We start from the raw sequence: 415 nt of genomic DNA on the forward strand, positions 1-415 counted from the left end.
GCTATTAATCGAATTTATAAGAATCATTTTTAATTTATAACCATACTAGCTATAGCCATGAATAAAATTATCTCCCTTTATATATTAATTATACTCTTCTTGGCAGGTTGTAATTTAGAATTGTCAGAAGAGGTTGATGTAAAACCAGCAATAACATTAGAACGGATCGATATTAGCGTCTCCTCATCAGGAATTCGGGGAACAAGTAAATTAACGATGAGGAAGGGGAACAAAAAAGCTTTCGTCGCAGTAGGTTATTATTCTGATCACTCTTCAAAGGTGCTAACTGATTTAAGCATTTGGCGCTCTAATAACAAGAACATTGGATATTTTGTAGAACCGGGACAATTAATTGGCAAAGCGTTAGGATTTATAAAGATCACAGCCACTAAAGATGGAGTCACCAGTAACACAG

The 415-nt window shown here is 34.7% G+C and carries 1 pseudogene; it reads left to right on the plus strand.

Features of this window, described 5'->3' with window-relative positions:
• Window positions 1–57: 57 nt before the first annotated feature.
• Window positions 58–415: pseudogene (locus AB4323_RS23065) on the plus strand (hypothetical protein); the annotation flags it as partial.

It is taken from the genome of Vibrio sp. 10N.261.52.C11 (assembly GCF_041471405.1).
GTDB classification, from domain to species: Bacteria; Pseudomonadota; Gammaproteobacteria; order Enterobacterales; family Vibrionaceae; genus Vibrio; species Vibrio crassostreae_C.